17 protein-coding genes and 1 pseudogene are annotated in these 16,693 nt (G+C 71.0%); 8 read left to right on the top strand and 10 right to left on the bottom strand.

Annotated elements, in window-relative coordinates:
• Positions 1-11 precede the first annotated feature (11 nt).
• On the bottom strand, positions 12-437 hold the full coding sequence (locus OG534_RS03405; RefSeq protein WP_326586577.1) for a DUF6153 family protein: 426 nt from the start codon (positions 435-437) through the stop codon (positions 12-14).
• Positions 438-484: 47 nt separating this feature from the next.
• On the bottom strand, positions 485-2,908 hold the full coding sequence (locus OG534_RS03400) for a heavy metal translocating P-type ATPase (protein WP_326586576.1): 2,424 nt from the start codon (positions 2,906-2,908) through the stop codon (positions 485-487).
• Between the two features lie 209 nt (positions 2,909-3,117).
• On the opposite strand from OG534_RS03400, the gene OG534_RS03395 reads away from it, so the two are divergent.
• Positions 3,118-3,840 carry a hypothetical protein gene (locus tag OG534_RS03395; protein ID WP_326586575.1) on the top strand — a complete coding sequence of 241 codons (723 nt, stop codon included), beginning with the start codon at positions 3,118-3,120 and terminating at the stop codon, positions 3,838-3,840.
• 223 nt (positions 3,841-4,063) lie between these two features.
• Here the strand turns inward: OG534_RS03395 and OG534_RS03390 are convergent, their stop codons facing one another.
• The 5 genes from OG534_RS03390 to OG534_RS03370 all read right to left on the bottom strand — a co-directional run bounded on the left by OG534_RS03390 (position 4,064) and on the right by OG534_RS03370 (position 7,577).
• Positions 4,064-4,330: a metal-sensitive transcriptional regulator gene (locus tag OG534_RS03390; RefSeq protein WP_442807026.1), complete on the bottom strand. Its 267-nt coding sequence runs from the start codon at positions 4,328-4,330 to the stop codon at positions 4,064-4,066.
• A gap of 65 nt (positions 4,331-4,395) precedes the next feature.
• Positions 4,396-4,968 carry a rhodanese-like domain-containing protein gene (locus OG534_RS03385; protein ID WP_326586573.1) on the bottom strand — a complete coding sequence of 191 codons (573 nt, stop codon included), beginning with the start codon at positions 4,966-4,968 and terminating at the stop codon, positions 4,396-4,398.
• 88 nt (positions 4,969-5,056) lie between these two features.
• Positions 5,057-5,803 carry a sulfite exporter TauE/SafE family protein gene (locus OG534_RS03380; RefSeq protein ID WP_326586572.1) on the bottom strand — a complete coding sequence of 249 codons (747 nt, stop codon included), beginning with the start codon at positions 5,801-5,803 and terminating at the stop codon, positions 5,057-5,059.
• Positions 5,800-6,159 carry a rhodanese-like domain-containing protein gene (locus tag OG534_RS03375; protein ID WP_326593445.1) on the bottom strand — a complete coding sequence of 120 codons (360 nt, stop codon included), beginning with the start codon at positions 6,157-6,159 and terminating at the stop codon, positions 5,800-5,802. The genes OG534_RS03380 and OG534_RS03375 overlap by 4 nt, the downstream gene beginning before the upstream one ends.
• A 41-nt stretch (positions 6,160-6,200) precedes the next feature.
• Positions 6,201-7,577: an MBL fold metallo-hydrolase gene (locus tag OG534_RS03370; RefSeq protein WP_326586571.1), complete on the bottom strand. Its 1,377-nt coding sequence runs from the start codon at positions 7,575-7,577 to the stop codon at positions 6,201-6,203.
• Positions 7,578-7,730: 153 nt separating this feature from the next.
• Between OG534_RS03370 and OG534_RS03365 the strand changes: the two genes are divergently transcribed.
• Together OG534_RS03365 and OG534_RS03360 are read left to right on the top strand one after the other, a co-directional pair.
• On the top strand, positions 7,731-8,642 hold the full coding sequence (locus OG534_RS03365; protein WP_326586570.1) for an ABC transporter ATP-binding protein: 912 nt from the start codon (positions 7,731-7,733) through the stop codon (positions 8,640-8,642).
• Positions 8,639-9,460, top strand: coding sequence for an ABC transporter permease subunit (locus OG534_RS03360; protein WP_326586568.1), 822 nt, complete (start codon positions 8,639-8,641; stop codon positions 9,458-9,460). The genes OG534_RS03365 and OG534_RS03360 overlap by 4 nt, the downstream gene beginning before the upstream one ends.
• A 14-nt stretch (positions 9,461-9,474) precedes the next feature.
• Here the strand turns inward: OG534_RS03360 and OG534_RS03355 are convergent, their stop codons facing one another.
• The 3 genes from OG534_RS03355 to OG534_RS03345 form a co-directional block, all read right to left on the bottom strand.
• Positions 9,475-10,128, bottom strand: a complete 654-nt coding sequence (locus tag OG534_RS03355; protein WP_326586567.1) for a CBS domain-containing protein — start codon at positions 10,126-10,128, stop codon at positions 9,475-9,477.
• Positions 10,125-10,607: a cyclic nucleotide-binding domain-containing protein gene (locus tag OG534_RS03350; RefSeq protein WP_326586566.1), complete on the bottom strand. Its 483-nt coding sequence runs from the start codon at positions 10,605-10,607 to the stop codon at positions 10,125-10,127. Before OG534_RS03350 ends, OG534_RS03355 begins: the two co-directional genes overlap by 4 nt.
• Before the next feature lie 94 nt (positions 10,608-10,701).
• Positions 10,702-12,129 (bottom strand): MBL fold metallo-hydrolase, encoded by a 1,428-nt coding sequence (locus OG534_RS03345; RefSeq protein WP_326586565.1) that lies wholly within the window; start codon positions 12,127-12,129, stop codon positions 10,702-10,704.
• A gap of 157 nt (positions 12,130-12,286) precedes the next feature.
• Here OG534_RS03345 and OG534_RS03340 point away from each other — a divergent pair.
• From OG534_RS03340 to OG534_RS03325, 5 genes and pseudogenes are all read left to right on the top strand, one after another.
• Positions 12,287-12,625 (top strand): annotated as a pseudogene (locus OG534_RS03340) (alcohol dehydrogenase catalytic domain-containing protein); the annotation flags it as partial.
• Positions 12,550-12,750: a hypothetical protein gene (locus tag OG534_RS38635; RefSeq protein WP_442807025.1), complete on the top strand. Its 201-nt coding sequence runs from the start codon at positions 12,550-12,552 to the stop codon at positions 12,748-12,750. The pseudogene OG534_RS03340 and the gene OG534_RS38635, both read left to right, overlap by 76 nt.
• Positions 12,751-12,771: 21 nt before the next feature.
• Positions 12,772-13,452: a helix-turn-helix domain-containing protein gene (locus OG534_RS03335; RefSeq protein ID WP_326586564.1), complete on the top strand. Its 681-nt coding sequence runs from the start codon at positions 12,772-12,774 to the stop codon at positions 13,450-13,452.
• On the top strand, positions 13,449-14,207 hold the full coding sequence (locus tag OG534_RS03330) for an HAD family hydrolase (protein ID WP_326586563.1): 759 nt from the start codon (positions 13,449-13,451) through the stop codon (positions 14,205-14,207). Before OG534_RS03335 ends, OG534_RS03330 begins: the two co-directional genes overlap by 4 nt.
• A complete protein-coding gene (locus OG534_RS03325; RefSeq protein ID WP_326586562.1) occupies positions 14,204-16,606 on the top strand; it encodes a glycoside hydrolase family 65 protein in 2,403 nt (800 codons plus the stop codon). Before OG534_RS03330 ends, OG534_RS03325 begins: the two co-directional genes overlap by 4 nt.
• Positions 16,607-16,693: the final 87 nt, after the last annotated feature.

The raw sequence follows: 16,693 nt of genomic DNA, 5'->3' as shown, positions 1-16,693 counted from the left end.
AGGAGGAGTCCCTATATCCGCAGGAGCTGGAGTTCGGCGAGCGACGGCGGCGCCCGCTTTCCGACGGCTTTGTAGGCCGCCGAGAGCAGGTTCGGCACCGGGGCAACGGCATCGGCTTCGTGCTCCGCGCCGGTGATGGGTACTTTGTCCGGTGCGGTGATGTCGGGGGCGCTGGGCAGGGACGCGGAGGCGCACATCGTGTCCGCGTGGCTGATGTGGCGGCCCGTGTTGTGGTCGTCGTCGGGGCACAGGTAGTGCGGACCGGCATGTGCAGTGGGCGGGTGGTGGGACGTGTGCTCGACGGTGACCGGCGACGGCAGAGCGGCCGCAGGGCCCAGGGCGTGCATACCGAGCAGCCCGACGGTGAGGGCCAGGACGAGCATCTTGGTGAGCCGCATCAGCACCCGTGGTGCCGTGCGGGGCTCGCGGCCGGTCATATCTCCCAGCGTAGGGCGCGCCCGCGAATGGCGCCCCGGGACAGCCCTTAGCCCCGCTCGCCGTCTCCGCCCGCCGGATCCGTTCGCTGAGGGCGGGGCAGGTGGAGGCGCTTGAGCGCGAGGGCGTTGACAGCGACGATGATGCTGGACCCGGACATGGACAGGGCGGCGATCTCGGGGCGGAGGATCAGGCCTGTAGTGGGTTCGAAGACCCCAGCGGCGATGGGCAGGGCGATGGCGTTGTAGCCGATGGCCCAGCCGAGGTTCTGGCGCATTTTGCGCAGGGTGCCCCGGCCGATACGCAGGGCGGTGGGGACGTCCAGGGGGTCGGAGCGCATCAGAACGAGGTCGGCGGTCTCGATGGCCACGTCGGTGCCGGCGCCGATTGCGATGCCCAGGTCGGCCTGGGCGAGGGCGGGCGCGTCGTTGACACCGTCACCGACCATGGCGACTGTGCGGCCGCCCTGCTGAAGTTCGCCGATCTTGGCGGCCTTGTCGCCGGGGAGGACGTCGGCGATGACGGTGGTGATGCCCAGGCGCTGCGCGATCCGTTCGGCGGTCGCCCGGTTGTCGCCCGTGAGCATGACGACCTCGATGCCAAGGCTGTGGAGGTCGGCCACCGCTGCCGGGGAAGTCTCCCGCAGCGCGTCGGCGATCCCGAGGAGGGCCGCCACCCGGCCGTCGACAGCGGCGATGACGACGGTGCGGCCGGTGGCGTCCAGTTCCTCGCGCCGGCCGCTCAGGGGCCCGAGGTCGACGCCTTCACGTTCGATCAGGCGGCGGTTGCCGACCGCGACCCGGTGGCCGTCGATCACGGCCGTCGCGCCGTGGCCCGGTACGTTCTCGAAGTGGCGGGCCTGTGCGGCGGCGACGCCGCGCGTGGCGGCGTACCGTACGACCGCAGCGGCCAGCGGATGCTCGGATTCCTGCTCGACGGCCGCGATCAGCCGCAGCATCTCGTCCTCGTCGCCGCCGCGAACGCTGATCACGTCGGTGACTTCGGGTTCGCCTTTGGTGAGGGTGCCGGTCTTGTCCATGACCACGGTGCGGATGCCTGCGGACGCCTCCAGGGCCATGGCGTTCTTGAACAGCACGCCCCGCTGGGCGCCCAGCCCGGTCCCGACCATGATCGCGGTGGGGGTGGCCAGGCCAAGTGCGTCCGGGCAGGTGATGACGACCACGGTGATGGCGAAGAGCATGGCCTCGCCGAAGGGCCGGTCGGTGGCGAGCAGCCACACGGCCAGGGTGAGGGCGCCGCCGACGAGGGCGACGAGGACGAGCCAGAAGGCGGCCCGGTCGGCGAGCCGCTGACCGGGGGCCTTGGAGTTCTGGGCCTCCTGGACGAGCTTGACGATCTGGGCCAGTGCCGTGTCCGCACCGACCTCGGTCGCCCGCACCCGCAGCGTGCCGTTGGCGTTGAGGGTGGCGCCGACCACCGGGGAGCCGGGGCCCTTGTGCACGGGCATGCTCTCCCCGGTCACGGTCGACTCGTCGACCTCGCTCTCACCCTCCTCCACGACCCCGTCCGCGGCGATCTTCGTCCCGGGGCGTACGAGCAGCAGATCCCCGACGACCACCTCGGCGGTGGCGACCTCCACGGGCACACCATCCCGCAGAATCACGGCTTTCGGCGGGGCGAGGTCCAGGAGAGTACGAATGGCATCGTTGGCACCGCCGCGGGCACGCATCTCGAACCAGTGGCCCAGCAGGACGAAGGAGGCCAGCACGGTGGCCGCCTCGTAGAAGACGTCCCCGCCCCCGGTGAGGGTGACAATCAGCGAGTACAGCCAGCCGGCACCGACGGCGACCGCCACGAGCACCATCATGTCCAACGTACGGGCACGCAGGGCCCGGACTGCGCCGACGAAGAAGATCGAGCACGAGTAGAAGATCACCGGCAGGCTCAGCAACAGTGCCCACACGTCCTGGCGCAAGCCGAACGGAACGGGTGCGTGCCAGCCGAAGACCTCCTCGCCGATCGGCGACCAGACCACGATCGGGACGGAGAACGCCACCGCGACCAGGAAGCGGTGGCGCATGTCGGCGACCATCGCGGCCATCGACATCTCGCCGTGGCCCCCGTGGCCGCCGTGCCCCTTCGCCTCGTCGGGCGAGCGCGTGCCTGCTGTAGTGACGGGCGTCGTCTGCGGGCGCTGCGGCGCAGCCGTCAAGCCGGGCGGGTCCGGTTCCTGCATCGGATCGCAGATGTGCGAGGGAACCGACTGGCCGGCGCAGTGATATCCGCATTCGGTCACCCATGCGCGCAGCTCGGCGAGCGAGGTCCGCCGGGGGTCGAAGACGACCGTGGCCGACTGCGCCACCGGGTTGACCTCGACGTCGAGCACGCCGGGCCGACGGCCCAGTACGGTCGCGACGGTGCTCTGCTGGCTCGCGCGCACCATGCCCCGCACATCCAGCACCGCCGTGCTGCGCTCCTTGCCCGTAGTGCGGTGGTCTGCGGGGTGCGCCATACTCTCGTTCGCCTCCCGGATGGGCTCGGCTCCGCCTGTACAGAAGCCTGCGCTCCTGGTGAGAGCGCCGCAACGGCTGCTGCCGCGCCAGGAGCCGGTGGCGCTTCCGTGACCTGCTCTGCACCAGCAGCGGGAGACGCTGGTCCTGCTCCTGACCGGGCGGCGTGTTGTCATTCGGGTGGGCGGGGTCCTGGGCGCACACTTCTCGCATGCCCGAGGACGAGGCGCAGACCATCCCTCCCGAACCGCTGTTGCAAGTGATCGCCAACCTCGCACGGTTCCATCGAGAACACGAGCAGTTCTACTCGCAGGCTCCGTTGCGGCAGGCGGACGAGCTTCAGGCGCGGTCCCGGGCACTGAAGTCGCTGGCAGGCCGGTGGAGCGTGACCGACGTCGGTGAGCCGACAGGGAATCCGTTCGCCGGTGCGGAGGATCTGAATGCCCCCGGGCTCGTCGCGGAGTCGGGGATCCTCTTCATGGAAGGGGAGGACGAGCCCGTCGAGCTCCAGCGGCTGAAGCGGGATGTCAGGGAGCTTGCGGAGGACAGCGACCAGACCGGAATCTGGCTCGCGCACGCCATGGGGCAGGCGTGGGAGGCCGTAGGCCTGCTGGCAGCCTATCCGGCGCTTGCCGATCTGCTCGGGGAGCGCCATCGCATCATCGCCAACGACTGGCAGTCGGCGGGGTTGCTGGCGCTGGTGGCCAGGCTGCTGCGCCGCTCCCTTGACCTGTTGGACCGGGTCACGTTCTCTCCCGCGGCGCTGCGGTCCGACCTCCGGTCCGAGCGGAACGCCCCCGCCTACCTCTACTCGGCGTCCGAGCTGCTCGACCGAGCGGCGGACCTCCTCGCGGAATCGGCAACACTCGTGCGCGACAACGAGCGGCGCTGGCGCGTGTTCGGCACCCGGATTCACCGGCTGCGGTCCGGGTGAGGCGGGTTCCTCATAGTGGCTGCCGCCGAGAGGGAAGCCAGGGACGATCGCGGTGTGCTTGTGTACCTGCAGTGTCGGATCCGTTGTAGATCCGTTCACCGCGCTGCCCGCGGATGGCCGGATGATGTGCCCGCTGGTACGCGACCAACCATCCGGTTGGCGACCATCGGATGGGGGCGCGTGGCCGACCCGTTGAGTGGGCTCGCGGAGTACCGGATGGTTGTCAGGCCAGGGTGAGGAAGAGCTTTTCGAGTTCTTCCTCGGTCATGGGGGCCTGGGTTTCGTCGGCGTTGTTCAGGCACTGGCGCATGCCGCTGGCGACGATCTTGAATCCGGCGCGGTCGAGGGCCTTGGAGACGGCGGCGAGCTGGGTGACGACGTCCTTGCAGTCACGCCCAGCCTCGATCATGGCGATGACACCGGCGAGCTGCCCCTGGGCGCGGCGCAGCCGGTTGAGGACTGCACTGACCGCGTCGTCGTCGACCTTCACCGGGTACCTCCTGCTTGGTGTGCTGTTCGTCTCCATGGTACCCCAGGGGGTATTTGCCCTCGAGGTCAGCGATCGAGGAGGGTCGCGAGTGTGGCATCGATGTCGCCAGGCTGCGGCCGGTTGTGGGGGAGCTTGGCTAGGACGGCCGCCATGCCGCACGTGTTGGTGAGGGCGGAGAAGGCAAGGCCGCCCGCCATGGCGGCGGAGATGAGCTGGAAGGCGGGGTGGATCAGTCCGAGCCCGAGGCCCGCGAGGACGAGGGCGCCGGCTGTCAGGCGGACCTGGCGTTCCATGCCCCACGTCGTGCGCGGGGCTTGTTCGGGGTGGTGGAGGTCGTGTCCCGCTGCGGCCCAGGCGCCGGTTCCTCCTGCAAGGGTGGCGGTGTCGATGCCGTGCTCGGCGAGGGTCTGGCAGGCGCTGTCGGAGCGTGCTCCGGAGGTGCAGACGACGAGGATGTCGCCGCGGTCGGCGGCGTGGCGGATGGCGGGAAGGGCGCGTGAGATCTGGTCGAGCGGGATGTTCAGGGCGCCGGGCAGGTGCCCTGCGGCGTATTCGCCGGGGGTGCGGACGTCGAGGACGGTGAGCTCGTGCAGGCGGGTGTGGGCCTGGTGGGCGCTGAGGGCGTGGGGGGTGGTCATGGCGGAGTGTCTCCTGCTGGTTGTGGGCGGTGTCCGGGTGCGGATACCGGGCGTGCTGTGGGGGTGTGGCCGTGGGGTGGATCCGCTGTCAGCGGACCGCGTCGGTGAGCATGAAGGCCGCGACGGACAGCAGCACGACAGCGAAGATCCGTTGCAGGGTCGGGCCCTTGATCGCGGCGGCCAGGCGCTTTCCGTCCCAGGCGGCGAGGATCGCCGCCCCTGTGAAGGGCGCGACGACCGCCCAGTCCAGAGGTGCGGCGCTGCCGGTACGGACGGTGAGCGCGGCGAGCGAGTTGACCGTGATGACGAGAAGGCTGGTCCCGATGGCCACCCGCATCCTCAGGCCCAGCACCCCTACGAGGGCGGGGACGGCGAGGAATCCGCCGCCGACACCCAGGAATCCGGTGACCGCACCCAGGCCCGCGCCGGCTCCGGCGGCCCGTACGGGGCGGACCGGGTGGACCTCGTTCTCGGGCGCGGGGGACTTGAGCATGCGCAGGGCCGCGAGGCCCGCGACGGCTGCGAACGCGGCCGTGAGCAGCTGTCCGGGCAGTCGTGCGGCGAGGGCGGCTGCCGCCATGGCGGGAGGGATGCCGGCGGCTGCGAAGAGGGCACCGGTTCTCCAGCGGACGTTGCCGGAGGTGGCGTGGGTGTAGAGGGAGGTGGCGGACGTGGCGGTGACGATGATCAGCGACGCCGTGGTGGCGGTGGCCGGCGTGAATCCGAGCAGGTAGATCAGTGCCGGGACCGCGAGCACGCTGCCTCCGCCGCCCAGGGCGCCGAGTGCCAAGCCGACAAAGGCTCCTGCGATCAGGGCGAGGACGAGCGTGCTCACGCTATCGAGCCGCGGTTTCCGTGGCCGTCGACGACCGGAAGTCCCGCTGCGGCCCAGGCGTTCATGCCGCCCGTGACGTCGACGGCCTCGGCTCCCCGTTCGGTCAGGAGTCTCGCGGCCTGCCGGGACCGGTGCCCGGAGCGGCAGATCACCATCAGCGACCGTCCCTCGGCGTCCCGAGGCAGGGCGGCGCCTGCCAGCAGGGCGGAAAACGGGGCGTGCACGGCGCCGGGTGCGTGCCCAGCCGTCCATTCCGCCCGCTCGCGCACGTCGAGCAGGACGGCACCCTCGTCTCGGGCGCGCTGATGGGCATCGGCTGGAGTCACGCGGGCAGGGCCGCGCCGGAAGAGGAACATCATCGGGTCCTTCTCTCGTGGGGAACGGGGAGGGTGAGCAGTCAGCTGCCGGAACGGGGCCCGGTGACCATCGGGAGGCCCGCGCTTCGGGCGGCGTCGAAGGAATCGTCGACGGCCACGACATCGCGTCCGGCGGCGTCGAGCAGGGAGGCGGCGATCCCCGCGCGCATTCCGCCCGCGCAGTGGACCCACACCACTCCGGCCGGCAACTCGTGCTGGCGTCGGTGGAGCTGGTGGATCGGGATGTGCACCGAGTCCTTGATCCAGCCGTCCGCGCGTTCGGAGTCCCGCCGTACGTCCAGCACGATCCGGTACTCGTAGGGGTCCAGGGTGGCGAGGTCGGCGAAGGTGGCCCGCGGGAAGCTCCGCAGTTCTTCGTTCGCGGAGATCCACTCGGCAGGCTCTCCGGTGGCGGCTGCGGCCGGGCGGTCGATCCCGACCCGGGCCAGTTCCCGCTGCGCCTTCGCCAGCTGCCCGGGAGATTCCGCGAGGAGCGTGACGGGCTTGCCCCAGGGGATCAACCACGCGAGGTAGGTCGCGATCTTCCCGTCGGCCTCGAAATTGAACGACCCCGCTACGTGCCCCTGGGCGAACGCGATGCGGTTGCGCAGGTCGACCACCCACTCCCCGGCGGCCAGGCGGGCAGCGATGTCGGCGGCGTCCGCCACGGGAGGTGCGGTGAGGTCGACCGGAGCCGGGCCTGCGGCATTGGCCGGCCCCATGTAGGCGTAGTACGCGGGCACGTCGTCGAGCCCCGCCAGCAGGGCGGAGACAAAGGCGTCGACGTCCTGGACCAAGGCGTCGTTGCCCGCCTTTTCCTTGCCGATGGTGGTGGCGTCCCCGTCGGCCTGGGCGGAGGAGCAGAAGCTTCCGAACCCGTGGGTGGGCAGCACCTGGGTTTCGTCCGGCAGTTCAGCGGCCAGCCGGCGTGCGGAGGCGTGCTGGGCGCGGGCCAGCTCCTCGGTCAGCCGCGGCTCGACCAGGTCGGGCCGTCCGACCGTCCCGATCAGCAGGGAACCTCCGGTGAACACGGCGACGGCCGCACCCTGTTCCTCCAGGACATAGGAGGTGTGGTGCGGGGTGTGGCCGGGGGTGGCCAGGGCCCGCAGCGTGATGCCGTCGTCCACGGCGAAGGTGTCGCCGTCATGGACGGGGGTGCGGTCGAAGGACACCCGGGCCGCGGCGGGCACCAGGTAGGCCGCGCCGGTGAGGCGGGCCAGGTCCAGGCCGCCGGAGACGTAGTCGTTGTGGACGTGCGTCTCCACGACGTGGGAGATCCGCACCCCGCGCCGTGCCGCCACGGCGAGCACCTGGTCGACGTCGCGCGGCGGATCCACTGCCACGGCCGTGTGGGCACCGCCCGCCAGGTAGCTGCGGTTGCCGAGCCCTTCCAGTTCAAGGGTGTCGATGAAGAACACGCTGTCGCTCCTTCTCGCGAGAATTACCCCCGGGGGTATATCTCGAGCGTAGCACTAGTACCCCCGGGGGTATTTTCGGTGGTGCCGTGGGGCCCGTTCTCGGCTCACTGCGCGTCGGTCCGGGCCAGGGCACAGACTGGTGGGGTGGGCGCCATGGACGCGATCGAGCTCAGAGGACTGACCAAGCGGTACGGGGCAGTGGTCGGGGTGGAGGAACTCACACTCGGCATCGGTCCGGGCGAGGTGTTCGGCTTCCTCGGACCGAACGGGGCCGGCAAGACCACCACCCTCAGATGCCTGACCGGCTTGCTGCGTCCGACGGCCGGGCATGTGCGGGTGCTGGGGATGGACCCGCTCGCCGATCACCGCCGGGTGGCTCGGGAACTCGGCTATCTCCCAGGTGAGTTGCGGCTGTACCCGGAGCTCACCGGGGCGCAAACCCTCGACCTGCTGTGTTCCCTCCAGGGCCGGCCCTGCACACGGCGAGCCGAGCTGTGCGATCGGCTGGGACTGACGCCCGCGGTCCTGCGGCGCACGGTCGGCGGGTACTCGCGGGGCATGAAGCAGAAGCTGGGCCTGGTGCAGGCGCTGCAGCACGATCCCCGGTTGGTGGTACTGGACGAGCCGACCGAGGGGCTGGACCCTCTGGTGCAGGAGACGTTCTTCGAGCTGATGGAGCAGGCTGCGGCCGACGGCCGCACCGTGCTGTTGTCCAGCCATGTGCTCCCGGAGGTGCAGCGGGCCTGCGGACGCGTGGCGATCGTCCGGGACGGGCGCCTGGTGACGGTGGAGAGCGTGGCCGCCCTGCGGGAGGCGCGTGCGCGGCGGATCCGCCTGACCTTCGGTGACGGGAAGGGGGCGCGCCCTCTGGGGCGCGCGGAGCAGTGGGCGCCCCGCTGGGAAGGCGATTGGGTGGAGCTGCTCGTACCCCCGAGCGAGGTGGTGGGGGCGCTGCGCGAGCTGCTGGCCCTGGGGGTGGCCGACGTCATGGTGGAGGAGGCGGGTCTGGACGAGGCGTTCCTGGACCTGTACCGCAACGGCAAGGCGGAGGGGGCGGCGCCGTGAAGGCGCGGTGGCCCCTGCTGTGGCTGGCACTGCACCGGCGTCGGCGGATGCTGATGGCCCTGGTGGTGGGGATGGTCGTCTTCGAGGCGCTGATCGTGGTGGTGGCGAACACGATCGCGCCCGGGCAGCTGTTCTCGGCGGGCGGGAAGGGACCCCCGTCGGCGTACCGGGCGTTCAGCGGGTCAGGCGGAGACGTCTCGATCGCGAGCTATCCGGGGCTGCTCGGGGCCGGACTGGTGCATCCGTTCTGGATCGCCATGCAGCTGACCGCGATCGGTGCCCTGGCCGCGGCGGCGGTGGCGGCCGACGTGGAATCCGGGACGATCGAGCTGATCATGGTGCGCCCCGTGAGCCGCAACCGGCTGCTCGCCGAGCGGACGGCCGCCGTGGTGATCGCCGCCCTCGCTCTGAACGCCGCGGCGACGCTGACGGTGGCGGCGGGCGTCTGGCTGTCGCCGGACATCCACCGGGACGTGCCGCTCAGCGGTGTCTTCGCCGCCGGGCTGATGGGGTGCGGCTTCGCCCTGTGCCTGGCCGGACCGGCTCTGGCCGTGTCGGCCTGGGGGAGCAGACGCGCCCAGGTGATCGGTGCGACGATCGCGATCGGGGCGGTCGGCTTTGCTCTGAACTTCATCGCGCTGGCCTGGTCGAAGGCGGCGCCCCTGCGGTTCATCAGTCCCTTCCACTACTACACACCGGGCGACGCACTTGCGCAGGGCCACGTGCTGTGGCCGCAGTTGGGCGTTCTGGTCGGCGTCGGAGCAGTGGGGCTCGTCCTGGGCCACGCGTTGCTGATGAAGCGGGACCTGGCCCCGTAGCGCAGGGACAGCGGTCAGGGGGATGCGGGGCCTTCGAGTCGGGAGTGCACGCCGACCACGCCTTCGACAGCCCGGGCGAGGCGAGTGGCCACGGGGATGAGGTGGGGGTCGCGGGTCTGTCCCCTCAGGGTGACGACGCCGTGCGTCACCTCAACCGTGATGTCACGGCGAGAGAGCGGGAACAGGCGCTCGACGACCTCGCGGCGGACTTCGGCGGCCAGGTCGTCGTCGGCGCGGAGGAAGACCTTCAGGAGGTCGGCGCGGCTGACGATGCCGAGGAGAGTGCCGTCGGCATCCACGACCGGAAGGCGCTTGATGCGGCGGTCGGCCATCAGCCGGGCGGCCCGCGGGAGCGTGGCGTCGGGGCGGATGGTGACGGCCGGGCTCGTCATCAGCTGCTCCGCGCGGACCGATCCGGCCTTCGCGGTGTCGCCGAGGCGGCGCATCTGCTCGATCAGGCTCGGTCCGTGTTCGTGGAACTCCTCCTTGGTGAGCAGGTCGGCCTCGGAGACTACGCCGACGACACGGCCTTCGCCCTCGATGACGGGGACCGCGGTGACCTTCCAGCGCTCCATCGCGGTGGCGATCTCCTTGAATTCGGCGGCGGGCGTGACGGTGACGACGGTCTTCGTCATGACGTCGTTGACGGTGTACGGGGTGGAGGTCATGGCTGGTCCTCAGCGGGCGTAGGCGAGGGGCATGTCGCTGTGGTGGGGTGCGAACAGATCGAGGATCCGGGTGCGGGACGAGTCGAGCCGACGGGCGACGACCGCGGCAACAGCGGTGGATATGCAACCGCCCACGGGCGGGTTCTCGTCGCAGCGCTTCCGTACGGCCACCGCGTCGAATTCGAGTGCGCGGACAGGGTGGGTGGTGACGGCGCCCAGGTGCCAGGCTCAGGACGGACCATCCAGGACCAGCCGAGGAGCTCTCCCGAACCGAGGGTGTCGACGAGGGCGGCCTTGTGCCCCGGGATGTGCAGGTCGAGGTCGACGGTGCCGTTCTCGATGATCCAGAAGCGGTCCGCCCGCTGCCGTTCGTTGAAGATGCGGGTTCCGGCGGGCACGTCCACGCGGTGAGCGTGGGCGAGCAGGGCCTCACGCGCTTCGGGTTCCATCTCGCCCAGGAGAGTGTTCACGGTGGTCATGGTGTGCCTCCAGTCCTTCCCCTCCAGGCTCGCGCCGGTCCTCGGAGTGCGGGAGGGCCTCGCGGTGCATATCGCAGGGCCCATACGGCCCGGGTCAGCGGACCAGGACGGCCTCCCCGGGCTTGGGTACGACGGCCGTCCAGCCCAGCTCGCGGTCGATGCGCTCCCGGAGGGTCCCGGCCGCTGCTTCTTCGCCGTGGACCAGGTAGGTGGTGTGCGGGGCGGGGGCGGCACGCAGCCAGTCGATGATCTGGTCGGCGTCGGCGTGGGCGGAGAAGTGGGGTACGTCGGCCACCTCGGCACGTACGGGGATGTACTCGCCGAACATCTTCAGGGTGCGGGCGCCGTCGACGAGGTCACGCGCCCGCGTTCCGGCGGCGGCGAAGCCGACGATGACGACGGCGTTGCGGGGGTCGGGCAAGAGCCGGTGGAGGTGGTGCAGGACCCGACCACCGGTGGCCATGCCGGCGGAGGCGACGATGACTGCCGGCCCGGTGGTGCTGTTGATGTCGATCGACTCCTGGACGGTACGAGCGGCTAGGAACGGCTCCGGGCTGAACGCCGCCTCGCCCTGGGCCAGGATCTCGGGCCGCAGCTCGGGGGAGTGGGAGCGCAGGGCGTCCCGGTAGACGTCCAGGGCGGCCAAGGCCATGGGGCTGTCGACGTAGACGGGTACGCTCCGGGGCAAGGTGCCGTCGCGGCGCAGCTCGGCCAGCTCGTGCAGGACGACCTCGGTCCGATCGATCGCGAACGACGGGATGACCACGGTTCCGCCACGCGACAGCGTTCTGGTGACCGCGGCAGCGAACTCGCGCCGCGCCGTCTCGTGGTCGTGGCGGCGGTCGCCGTAGGTGGACTCCATCAGTAGCACGTCGGCGCCGGAGAACGGCTCCGGGGGCAGCAGCAGGGGGTGCCCGGGACGGCCCAGGTCGCCGCTGACGGCCAGGGTGTGGCCGTCCTCCAGCGTGAGGTGGGCCCAGGCGGAGCCGAGGATGTGCCCGCCGTGGTGCAGCCTCAGCTTCGTTCCGGCCATGATCTCGATTTCGCTGCCGATCTCGACCGGGTCGAAGAACTTCAGCGTGTTCTCGACGTCCGCGTCGTCGTAGAGCGGCTTGGCGGGGCGGTGCTTGGACCAGCCGTTGCTGTTGGCGTGCTCGGCTGCCTCCATCTGGAGGCGGGCGCTGTCACGGAGCACGATCTCGGCGAGCCGGGCGGTAGGGGCGGTGCTCAGAATCGGACCACGGAAGCCGTGCCGGACCAGGCGCGGCAGATAGCCGCAGTGGTCCAGGTGAGCATGGGTGACGACCACGGCGTGGAGGTCGGAGGCATCGAAGCCGGGCTTCTCCCAGTTGCGACGGCGCAGGTCCGCGAAACCCTGGAAGAGCCCGCAGTCGACCAGGATGCGGGCGTGGTCGCTCTCGACGAGGAACTTGCTGCCGGTGACCGTGCGTACGGCACCGAGCAACCGCAGAAGTGCGGGTCTGGGCGAGGTGGCAGCGGGGCGCGGGGCTGTCTCGGACATGACCCGCCCTCCCTTCGGTAAGGGGATCCGGTTCTCACCATTGCACCGCGTGCATGGGCCGGCAGGGGGCCGACAGGCCCCGGCAGGGGACCGATCGGCCCATGCGCGGCCGGTCGAGTCCGGTCCAGCCTGGCGGTGACACCTCAAGCGGTGGGAAATGGAAGAAAGGGACGTCATGGAGGCACTCGTCTTCCACGGCGCCGGACAGACCGCATGGCAGGGCCTACCGGACCCGGGCATCAATGACGCCGCCGACGCGATCGTTCGTGTCGACGACGTCACCATCTGCGGTATCGACCTGCACGTCGTCAAGGGCGACGTGCCCGAGGGGACCCCGGGCAGGATCCTCGGCCATGAGGCGGTCGGCACCGCCGTCGAGACCGGCGGCGACGTCCCTACGGTGCGGCCCGGGGGGACCGGGTGCTCGTCTCCTGCATCTCGGCCTGCGGCCGCTGCCGCTTCTGCCGAGAGAGCCACTACGGCCAGTGCTGCGGGAGCAGCGGGCGGGTGCTGGGCCACACGATCGCCGGCACAGCCCGTGCGGGCGACACCGGTGCCCTCAAGGTCGCGCTCGGTGGGGCCCGGCACGACGCCGTCACCGTCCCGGCCACCCGGCCGTGACACCGAGAGGACGTGAAGACGATGAGCAGAACCCAACACAGGCCGGGCGCCGCGGAGGCGCCGGCCGGACGCACGGACCTCGGACGGCGGATCGCCATGCGCCGTGAGGAGCTCGGCCTCACCCGGGACCAACTGGGTGAGCGCTGCGGGGCTGACGGCGCGTACATCACCTACCTGGAGGAACACGCGGCAGCGCCGGCGATCGGCTCCCTCCTGCGTCTCGCCGACGCGCTGGGGACGACCGCGGCGGAACTCTCCGGCGCGACGACGGAATACCCGCCCGGCAGAGGAACGGCCGTGCGGGACGCCGAGCTGGTCGAGTTGTCCGACGGCGAGTGTCGGCGGCTGCTTTCCACGCACGGCGTCGGCAGGATCGCCGTCTTCACCCCGGACGGTCCGGCGATCTTCCCGGTCAATTACGTAGTGGCGGGCCGCGACATCGCCTTCAGGACCTCGGGTGACGCGGTGCTCGCGCGGGCCGCCGGGACGGAAATGGCCTTCGAGGTCGACCGCATCGACGACGTCACGCGCCTGGGTTGGAGCGTCATGGCCGTGGGTGAGGCAGAAGGCGTCACCGATGCGGAGGAACTCGGCCGGCTCGATGCCGTCTCGTACTCGCTGCCCTGGGCCGGCGGTCCGCGGACCCACTGGATGAAGGTCACTGCGATCCGGATCACCGGGCGCCGGGTGATCCGGCAGTGAGCCCGCTTCGAGCCGTCGTCCTGGATACCGACGGGGTCCTCCTCGACTCCACCGCGCTCCATGCAGCTGCGTGGAAGTCCGCCTTCGACGGCTGCCTCGACACATGGGCGGCCGTCCCCGGCCACGCAGCTCAGCCGCCCTTCGACACCGAGCGGGAGTACCGGGAACTGGTGGACGGGAAACCCCGTCTCGACGGCGCTCTCGCCTTCCTGACCGCGCGCGGCATCGAGCTCCCGCCGGGCGACGCCGCGGATCCGCCGGGGTGCGGTACGGCGTGGGCGGTCGCCGCCCGGAAGGAGCGCGCGTTCACGGAAGCGCTCCAGGCCGGAGCCGTCGAGGCGTTCTCGGAAGTCCGGCCCGCACTCGAAGCGCTGCGTGCCCAGGGGATGCGGTGCGCCGCGGTCTCCGCATCCAGACATGCCCGCCCGTTGCTGGAGTCCGCCGCGATCACCCCCCTCGTCGACGTGCTCGTGGACGGCACGGATGCCGAGCGGCTGACCCTGGCGGGCAAGCCGGACCCCGCCCTGTTCCTGGAAGCGGTACGCCGGCTGCATGTGGACCCGGCCGACGCGGCGATGGTCGAAGACGCTCTGGCGGGGGTGGAGGCAGGCCGACGCGGGCACTTCGGCCTGGTGATCGGCCTCGACCGGTCCGGCGGCACGTCCGCCGCAGCGAACCTGCGGGATCGCGGCGCGGATGTCGTCCTCCATGACCTCACCGCCGTCGTCGACACCGTTGCCGGAGCGCGGCCGTGAACACCGCGTGGACCTGGACTTTCGACCGCTACGACCCGAAGACGGAGCGGGTCGTCGAGGCCCTGTGCACGCTGGGAAACGGCCGGTTCGCCACGCGCGGAGCCGCCCCCGAATCACCCGCCGACGCCGTGCACTATCCCGGCACCTACGCGGCGGGCTGCTACAACTGGCTCCCCTCGCAGGTCGCCGGCAAACAGATCGGCAACGAGGACATGGTCAACCTCCCCGACTGGACCCGGGTGCGCTACCGCTGCCTGCCGGAGGACGGGCCGGCGGGGGAGTGGCTCACTCCCGACGACCCGAGCCTGCGCCACCACCGCGCCGTCCTGGACCTGCACGCGGGGACCCTCACCCGCCGCATGCTGTTCCAGGACGGCCACGGCCGCCGGCTCGGTGTCACCCACACCCGGCTCGTTCACATGGCGGACCCCTACCTCGCCGCCCAGCAGAGCACCTTCCGCGCGTCCGGATGGCGCGGAACCATCGAGATCCAGTCCGTACTCGACGGTGACGTCACCAATGCCGGCGTCGCGCGGTACCGGGCCCTCAACGGGCGCCACCTCACCGGCCACCGCACCGGCGTCGGCGCGGACGGCATCGCCTGGCTCTCCTGCGAGACGACCTCTTTCCGCACCCGGATCGGCATCGCGGTACGCACATCCTCCCGCCCCCTGGCCGCCGTGACCCTGAGCTGCACGGAGGAGGCGACCGCGCAGACGTTCCGGTTGCCGATCTCCCGCGGACATCCCGTCGTCGTCCTCAAGGCAGCCGCCCTTTACAGCTCGCTGGACCGACCCGCGGGCGATCCGCTCACGTCTGCGGTCGAACACGTCACGCACGCACCGGACTTCGCGACCGCGCTCGCCGGCCACAAGGCCGCCTGGGAAGACCTGTGGAGCCGAGGCGAGGTAAAGGTGCCCGGTGAGGCCGGCCGGATCCTCCGCCTCCACGCCTTCCACGTCCTGCAGACCCTCTCCCCGCACACGGCGGAGCTCGACGTTGGCGTACCCGCCAGAGGCCTGCACGGAGAGGCATACCGGGGCCACGTCTTCTGGGACGAGCTGTTCGTCACCCCCTACCTCACCCTGCACCTCCCCGAGGTGGCACGCGCCGTGCTCATGTACCGCCACCGGCGCCTGCCCGCGGCCCGTGCCGCAGCGCGGCGGGCCGGGCGACCGGGCGCGATGTTCCCCTGGCAGAGCGCCAGTTCGGGGCACGAGGAAACGCAGACGTTGCACCTCAATCCGCGCTCCGGCCGCTGGCTCCCGGACCACTCCCACCTCCAGCGCCATGTGGGCTCCGCGATCGCCTGGAACGTCTGGCGCTATGCGCAGACCACCGGTGACACCGGCTTCCTGTACGGCCCCGGCGCCGAACTGCTCATGGGTATCGCCCGCTACTGGGGGGCGGTCGCCGACTACGACACCGACCGGGAGCGCTACCGGATCCGCGGCGTCGTGGGCCCGGACGAATACCACGACGCCTACCCCGGGGCCGCGACTCCGGGGATCGACGACAACGCCTACACGAACGTGACCGCCGCATGGGTGCTGGCCCGCGCACTCGAGCTGGCCGCAGAGCTGCCGAGGACGCGCATGCGTCAACTTGAGCAGCAACTGGATGTCGATGCAGAGGTGTTGAACCGCTGGGAGGACGTGTCACGCCGTCTTCACGTCCCCTTGCACGGCAATGTCATCAGCCAGTTCGAGGGCTACGGCGATCTGGCCGAGCTGGATTGGGACGCCTATCGCGCTCGGTACACGGACATCCGCCGCCTCGACCGGATCCTGGAGTCCGAGGACGACACGGTCAACCGCTACCAGGCGTCGAAGCAGGCCGACACCCTCATGCTCGGCTACCTCTTCCGCCCCGACGAGCTGCACGACATCTTCGCCCGGCTCGGCCACCGGCTCGACGATGACCTCTGGCGGGCGACCGTCGCGTACTACTTGCAGCGCACGAGCCACGGTTCGACGCTCAGCAGCCTCGTCCACGGCTGGGTCCTGGCCCGCCACAAGGGACCCGACGCCTGGCGGTACTGCGAGGAAGCACTGCTCGGCGACGTGATGGACATCCAGGGCGGCACCACCGGCGAAGGCATCCACCTCGGAGCCATGGCCGGCACCCTCGACCTCATCGAACGGGGCATCGTGGGGCTCGAGGTCGGCCCGGACGGACTGCGCATCGACCCCGTCCCGCTCCGGGAGGTGCCGCGCTGCTCCTTCACCGTCGACTGCCTGGGGCACCGCGGCATTCATGTCCGGTTCGTCCCAGGAAAACTGGGCATCGCGGTCCCCTCATCCCGAACGGCGCCTCCCCTTCCCCTGTGCCTGCCCGATGGCGTGACTGCGGACCTGCCCGCAGGTCGGCAGAGGTGGTTCCGCATGGAAGCCGGCTGACCAGTGGATACCGTTCAGGAGCGCGCACACTCCCTCGCAGGCACGGCACCGTCATCGTCGCCTCGTAGACGTCCGCGATGGTCGTCT

Origin of the sequence: Streptomyces sp. NBC_01294, assembly GCF_035917235.1 — a bacterium.
Classification (GTDB): domain Bacteria; phylum Actinomycetota; class Actinomycetes; order Streptomycetales; family Streptomycetaceae; genus Streptomyces; species Streptomyces caledonius.
The sequence above is the reverse complement of the archived record's forward strand: the minus strand, read 5'-3'. Positions and strand labels throughout refer to the sequence as shown.

Coding starts and splice junctions, on each gene's coding strand:
- OG534_RS03405 (WP_326586577.1), bottom strand. CDS start 437: ATGACCGGCCGCGAGCCCCGCACGGCACCACGGGTGCTGATGCGGCTC.
- OG534_RS03400 (WP_326586576.1), bottom strand. CDS start 2,908: ATGGCGCACCCCGCAGACCACCGCACTACGGGCAAGGAGCGCAGCACG.
- OG534_RS03395 (WP_326586575.1), top strand. CDS start 3,118: ATGCCCGAGGACGAGGCGCAGACCATCCCTCCCGAACCGCTGTTGCAA.
- OG534_RS03385 (WP_326586573.1), bottom strand. CDS start 4,968: ATGACCACCCCCCACGCCCTCAGCGCCCACCAGGCCCACACCCGCCTG.
- OG534_RS03375 (WP_326593445.1), bottom strand. CDS start 6,159: ATGTTCCTCTTCCGGCGCGGCCCTGCCCGCGTGACTCCAGCCGATGCC.
- OG534_RS03365 (WP_326586570.1), top strand. CDS start 7,731: ATGGACGCGATCGAGCTCAGAGGACTGACCAAGCGGTACGGGGCAGTG.
- OG534_RS03355 (WP_326586567.1), bottom strand. CDS start 10,128: ATGACCTCCACCCCGTACACCGTCAACGACGTCATGACGAAGACCGTC.
- OG534_RS03350 (WP_326586566.1), bottom strand. CDS start 10,607: ATGACCACCGTGAACACTCTCCTGGGCGAGATGGAACCCGAAGCGCGT.
- OG534_RS03345 (WP_326586565.1), bottom strand. CDS start 12,129: ATGTCCGAGACAGCCCCGCGCCCCGCTGCCACCTCGCCCAGACCCGCA.
- OG534_RS03335 (WP_326586564.1), top strand. CDS start 12,772: ATGAGCAGAACCCAACACAGGCCGGGCGCCGCGGAGGCGCCGGCCGGA.